This window comes from Bacillus sp. FG16, from assembly GCF_057809515.1.
In genome coordinates this window covers 1-6,089 of record NZ_JBMDKC010000174.1, presented here as the reverse complement: position 1 = coordinate 6,089, position 6,089 = coordinate 1, and the positions used below count along the sequence as shown (strand labels likewise).

The window sequence follows — 6,089 nt, the reverse complement described above, 5'->3', positions numbered from 1 at the left end:
TATAACCGCATTTTGTAAACCGCTTGATGTTTTTTCAAACTTTGCAACAGAACCATAACAACCACTTTATTTCATAAGATGAATATTTTCTCAATATATAATGGATTGAATTTTCTGTTTTATTAAATATAATTAAGAAGAATAACTGTCATTATTCCCTTCTCTACGGACGGACTATGCCAATAGAACCGTTCTTTTTTTTGTTAATACCGTTTATTATTTAGAAATTTATTATACTATAAATTTGAGTAACTTTCATTTCAGCTGTTACCTATGGACAGACTATTTCAATAGTCTGTTCTTTTTTATTCAACAGTATCAAAAGGTATACTTTTTGACATATTGTGTTTCTGAAGGTTTTTACATTTCATAATTATAACATAATTACTTTTGGGACATCCCTGTTATATTGTAGATTTTTTGAAACTAAACTATAATAAATTTAATTTATGTAAATTCGAATGATAAAAGTAAAAAGAACAAATACGTTCGAAAATGAAATAAGGGGATAGAATGTATGAGGAAGTTTTTTTATGTAAGGGTTAGTAGTAGAGATCAATCTGTAGAAAGACAGTTGGCAGTTGCAAAAGAGCTGGGGATTGCTGAAGAGTTTATATGTATGTATAGAAAAAGCGAGTGGAAAAGATTTTAAACGTCCTGAATATCAACTCATGAAACGCATGCTTCGAAATGGAGATGTTTTATATATTCAATCATTGGATAGATTAGGTCGCAATAAACAAATGATTCTTGATGAATGGCAAGAACTCATAAAAATGAAAAACGTTGATATTGTTGTGTTAGACATGCCCCTTCTTAATACGATGAAATATAAAGATCTAAATGGTATTGAATCCTTAATTTCAGATTTAATTTTACAATTATTAAGCTACATGGCAGAAGATGAACGAAAGAGAATACATGACAGACAAAAAGAAGGGATTCAGGTTGCTTTTCAGAAGGGAATCAAATTTGGTAGAAAAAAACTCGAAATCAATGAAAGCTTTACATCTGCTTATCACGAGTGGAAAAAAAATAAGATAACAGCCGTAGAAGCTATGAAACGATCTGGAATGAAACGGAATACGTTTTACCGAAGGGTAAAAGAATATGAATCAAGTCTGTAACAGTTTATACAGCGTACCTGGCAGCAACCTTGATAGAAAAGAATTTACAAGGCTGCTTTTTTCTTATTCCACCTTTTCGGGGCGATATGCAAAAATACCCTACTATGTTTTTATTAAAGTACGTAGCTGATGAACAATTGAGACGTACCATTCAAACAGCTACAAATAAGAGTGAATCATTTAATGGGTTTACCAAATGGCTATTTTTTGGTGGAGAGGGAATCATTACTGAAAATAATAGAGAAAACCAAAGAAAAGTGATTAAGTTTAATCACTTAGTAGCGAATTGTTTAATTTTTTACAATGTATTTGCATTAACACAAGTGTTACATGATTATCGGAAAGATGGAAATGAATTGGACGAAGAAGTACTAAGTGAGTTGAGTCCATATATCACAGCTCATGTGAATCGATTTGGCAAATATGGAATTGATCCAAATAGACAGCCACCGGATTTACAGTTCGATATGCCAATTTACCAAGTAGCCAATTAATAAAAAGGGTATGTGGCGAATAAAAACTTCTTCACATACCCTTTTTGAATTGGAATATATTTGCATATGGCCCCATATTTCGCTTTTGGTTGCCATACCCCTGGTTGAATCTATGCTGAGATTTTCAAAATCCGGCTCAGCATTTAATTCTTGAAAAATAGTCAGTAAGACACCTTCATTACGCCATTTGCAGAAGCGAGCATACACGGTTTTCCATAAGCCGTGATGGTCCGGCAAACCACGCCAGGGAGCGCCGCTCCTAGCTATCCATAAAATAGCATTGAACATTTCACGATTACTTCTTTTAGGCGGACGACCAGTAGAATACGGTGGGAAAAAGCCTTTGATTTGTTCCCATTGTTCATTTGTAAGTTCGTAGCGGCGTAGTGTCATAGAAAATACCTCTCTCTAAATGGTTTGAGGTAATCCTACCATAAAAATAGTTTTTAGACACACCCTAGATTCATTCTCTGATTGAAGTCTTCTCTTTTTCATGTTTTCGAATCGGAAACATGTATTTGGTATGCCTTTTTCCTAACTAAGCTGAGTAGTTACAAATTTTTTTGATAGTACTCTTTTATAATATCTTTAGCTACACAACTAGCCATTGGAACTAGGTATGGGATATGATTTGTAAAGTAATGTGTACCACATGTTAAATGTCCTATGGCACGCAATTGATTTTGAGCCTTACCAGAAATATCAATAATCGAATGTTGATTAGGAGTAACCATGATACCTCCAAAGGTATTTCGTACAGCGATTCCTTTTTCAAGAAAACGGTTCAACAATTTACTATCTTGGGTATTAATATGTGTAGAAAGCCCAGTTGCGTCAAAAACCCAATCATACTTGACTGTCTCCCCCGATGAAAACTCACCTAAAATAAAGGGTTTATTTTCATACGCTACTAACGAAAACAATTGTGTCTTTAGTGATAAATTATTATTTAACATATTTGCTATAAATCTTGCGTTAATTGCTGCAACAGAACGCTGTATAAAGAGTGGTAAATGTTTAAATTCTGCTTTTTCTACACTATCTATACATGACCATAATTCATTCAAAATTTCGTGGAATTGATCCAAAATTGAATAATATAGCTTATTTTCATCATTGTTATAAAAATTTATTTTTTGAGAATATCGATCGTAATTATCGATTTCCTTCGAATCAAGAATGCCCCAATCCAAACCCCATGATTCAAATTCTTTTTTCAACAAATCAATAATATCTTCTATTTTAAAATGTTCGATTTTTCCAATATTCTCTTTCGTAAGGAATACAGGGGTATATTTAGTTGAACTACTAGATTCTCCGGAAACGTGTGGTAATTGGCCTTTTCTTGAAATCATATCAATTTTCCCAATGTGCCCTAAATAATTTAGGCTAACCGCAATATCTATTGCAGTTAAGCTAGACCCTAAGATGCCTATCCTATCGTGTTTAGTTACTTTTGACAATGTTTCTTTTAAAGGATATGGATCCACAATATAATTTTCACAGTTTTTGAGTTCTAAAATTCCACTGGCTTTAAAATGACCTGTACAAAGAATAACGTAATCAAATAAATATTTCTCATTTTTTGTGATTAACTGGTATGTATCACCTTTTTCAATATCTAAAACTTCGTTATTTACAATATTAACTTGGATATTACTATTATTTAAATGTGATAATTTATTGAAGCAGTCTGCTAAATATTTTCCATAAACAGTCCTGGGTATATAATCCTCACAAGCAAAAGAAGAAAGTGTATCGTGATGAAGTAACCATTTTCGAAAATGTTCGCTATCATTAGCATCAATAGACATTAAATTAATAGGCTGATTTAATCGAACACTAAAAAGATCTTCTTGATAAGGAGCACCAGGCCCAAAAACGGTTCTTTTTTCAAAAATATAGAAATCAATTTTTCCGGCATTACGTTTCCTAAATTCTTGAATGAAATTGTATAAAAAAATTGTGCCAGTAGCACCCGCACCTACTATCCCTATTTTTAACATATTTTATATCTTTCCTTCCTTTAAATTAATATTTTTAATCCTAACAACCTTTGTTTTCTTTATTATTTTATACACGGCCCAAAGTAATACAAAAATAGGAATCCCTATATACGTGGCAAAGATGCTATACCAATCTATTCTATTTGAAAAAAATTCTGTATAATTTTGTCCGAGTATAATACATACGCAAGTACCTATTGCAATCAAAACACCATTTGGATACCATTTGGAATAATACGATAGTTCAGATAGGACATTCCCTTGTTGTAAAAATGCTTTACGAAAACGATAATGACTGACTAAAATGGTTATCCAGGCGATAAATCCACATAATCCTGAAGCACTCAACAACCAAAAGAAACCTTTTCCTTCACCAATAAGTGAAAGTAAAAACACGCTCATTGTTGTTATAGTTGTTAATAATAGGGCAAAAATAGGAACACCCTTCTTATTTATCTTGCTTAAAATTTCAGGTGCAGTCCCTTCTGTGGACATTTTCCATAATAGTCTGGTTGAGGCATACATTCCTGAGTTTCCAGCTGAAAAAATAGAAGTTAAAATAACAATATTCATGATACTTGCAGCCATAGTGAACCCTGATTGTTCAAATACCAATGTGAATGGGCTCATTGCAAAATTTTGTATATCTTCGTTGACAAGATTGGGGTTGGTATAAGGAATACTTAGGCCAATAACTCCGATTGTCAAAACATAAAAAATAAAAATCCTCCAGAATACTTTTCGAATTGCTTTTGGAATGTCTCTTCGAGGGTTTCTACTTTCACCAGACATAATCCCTATAGTCTCAGTTCCTTGAAAGGAATATCCAGCAATTATAAAAACACCTAATATAGATAATGCCCCCCCACTAAATGGGGCATCCTCTATGAAGAAATTTTGAAACCCACTAGGGGTATTACCGATAATTCCGAAGCTCATAGAGAGTCCGAGACAAATAAAAATAATGACAGTAATTATTTTTATAATTGCTAACCAATATTCCGTTTCACCGTAGTACTTGACTGACAATAAATTGATTAAAAAAATACAAAAAATAAATAATAAACTCCACAGGAGAGAGTGACTATTTGGAAACCAGTATCTCATTAAAATAGCACCTGCAGTCATTTCGGCCGCTAACGTCGTCGTCCAACTAAACCAGTAATTCCATCCCACAGCAAATCCAATTGCGGGATCAATAAATTTGGAAGAATAGCTACTAAATGCTCCAGAGGTAGGCATATATGTAGCCATTTCTCCTAAGCTTGCTGTAACAATATAAACAAGAATTCCAATTAGTATATATGCTAGTAATGCACCGCCTGGACCCGCTTTATAAATCGTACTCCCACTTACCATAAATAATCCTGTTCCAATGCTTCCACCAATTGTAATCATAGATATATGTTTAGCACTTAAATTTTTTTGAATTTTATTCAAAACGTTATACTTCCTCTCATTTGTTTGTGTATTGTCTCATATTAGATAAGGCTAGAGCACGCGACCACAATCTCATTTTTATCTATTAAGCTCACAGCTTGTGAGAACAATTTCAGTATATCTATTTTTCCGAAAAAATAAAAATGTAAAATATTCCTTTCACAATTGTTAAAATATAAGTCCTACTTATATTTTCGACATCACTATATAACGTCTGGAATATTTAATAAATCGTTATGATTGGCATTCAAACAAATTTAGGTAGAATGAAATTCTACAAAAAACTTGTATATAAAATTTCTTTCTAAGTAAATCGAAAGAAGAACCCTCTTTGATTCTAATGTCAAAGAGGGTTCTTCTTATCATGTAAACTTGCATCCATACATCCATATACAAATGCTGCAATTCCTAAAATAGCTTGTAGACTGTACTTTACTATCGTATTCATGTCAGGATTTTGATACGAGTATATTTGTAACACACCACTTAAAATAATCAATAGCGCATATACAAACAAACTACCTGTACTTATTTTCATATAGGGTTTCTTTGCCCATCCCCCGAAAAAGGGGAATAAGACAAAATATACCAATTTCACATCAACTTATGCTTTTTAATCGTATTATTAATATATTTGATGCTTGATACAACATTTAATTCGCTATCAATAGAGTGTACTTTATTGATAGATTGAGAGAGTGTTGATTTTACTGTATAATCAAGCTATCATATACACTTGTCTTTTAAAAAGGGAGATTGGAGGATATTGTAATGATTTTTGGATATGCACGTGTTTCTTCTTTTGATCAAAACTTAGATTCTCAAATCGAACAATTAAGGAATGCAAAAGTAGATCAAATTGTTCATGAAAAAATATCTGGCGTACTAGAACAAAAAGGAAAATTAGACCAATTGCTAAATCAACTCATTAAAGGAGATACGTTGGTTGTAACTAGAATGGACCGACTAGGAAGGAATACAAAACAGTTACTGGAACTAACGGAAGAATTAGAAAAACGAGG

Annotated in this window: 5 protein-coding genes and 2 pseudogenes; 3 read left to right on the top strand and 4 right to left on the bottom strand. The window is 32.5% G+C overall.

What is annotated here, in order from left to right; translation table 11 throughout:
* Positions 1-517 precede the first annotated feature (517 nt).
* Together ACODS7_RS30795 and ACODS7_RS30790 are read left to right on the top strand one after the other, a co-directional pair.
* Positions 518-1,127: pseudogene (locus ACODS7_RS30795) on the top strand (recombinase family protein).
* 101 nt (positions 1,128-1,228) lie between these two features.
* Positions 1,229-1,621: pseudogene (locus ACODS7_RS30790) on the top strand (Tn3 family transposase); the annotation flags it as partial.
* On the opposite strand, the gene ACODS7_RS30785 reads toward ACODS7_RS30790, so the two are convergent.
* The 4 genes from ACODS7_RS30785 to ACODS7_RS30770 form a co-directional block, all read right to left on the bottom strand.
* Entirely contained in the window at positions 1,583-2,014 is a 432-nt protein-coding gene (locus ACODS7_RS30785) for a transposase (protein WP_289670072.1), read from the bottom strand. The pseudogene ACODS7_RS30790 and the gene ACODS7_RS30785 sit on opposite strands and share 39 nt — an antisense overlap.
* 158 nt (positions 2,015-2,172) lie before the next feature.
* On the bottom strand, positions 2,173-3,627 hold the full coding sequence (locus tag ACODS7_RS30780) for an FAD/NAD(P)-binding protein (protein ID WP_289670074.1): 1,455 nt from the start codon (positions 3,625-3,627) through the stop codon (positions 2,173-2,175).
* Positions 3,628-3,630: 3 nt separating this feature from the next.
* Entirely contained in the window at positions 3,631-5,025 is a 1,395-nt protein-coding gene (locus tag ACODS7_RS30775; RefSeq protein WP_289670198.1) for an amino acid permease, read from the bottom strand.
* Positions 5,026-5,410: 385 nt separating this feature from the next.
* On the bottom strand, positions 5,411-5,605 hold the full coding sequence (locus ACODS7_RS30770; protein WP_289670076.1) for a hypothetical protein: 195 nt from the start codon (positions 5,603-5,605) through the stop codon (positions 5,411-5,413).
* A gap of 233 nt (positions 5,606-5,838) precedes the next feature.
* Here ACODS7_RS30770 and ACODS7_RS30765 point away from each other — a divergent pair.
* Positions 5,839-6,089: recombinase family protein (locus ACODS7_RS30765; RefSeq protein WP_488828397.1), on the top strand; the 251-nt coding region annotated here is incomplete at its 3' end.

Excerpts from the sequence above, each read along its gene's own strand:
- ACODS7_RS30785 (WP_289670072.1), bottom strand. The coding sequence starts at position 2,014 with ATGACACTACGCCGCTACGAACTTACAAATGAACAATGGGAACAAATC.
- ACODS7_RS30780 (WP_289670074.1), bottom strand. The coding sequence starts at position 3,627 with ATGTTAAAAATAGGGATAGTAGGTGCGGGTGCTACTGGCACAATTTTT.
- ACODS7_RS30775 (WP_289670198.1), bottom strand. The coding sequence starts at position 5,025 with ATGATTACAATTGGTGGAAGCATTGGAACAGGATTATTTATGGTAAGT.
- ACODS7_RS30770 (WP_289670076.1), bottom strand. The coding sequence starts at position 5,605 with ATGAAAATAAGTACAGGTAGTTTGTTTGTATATGCGCTATTGATTATT.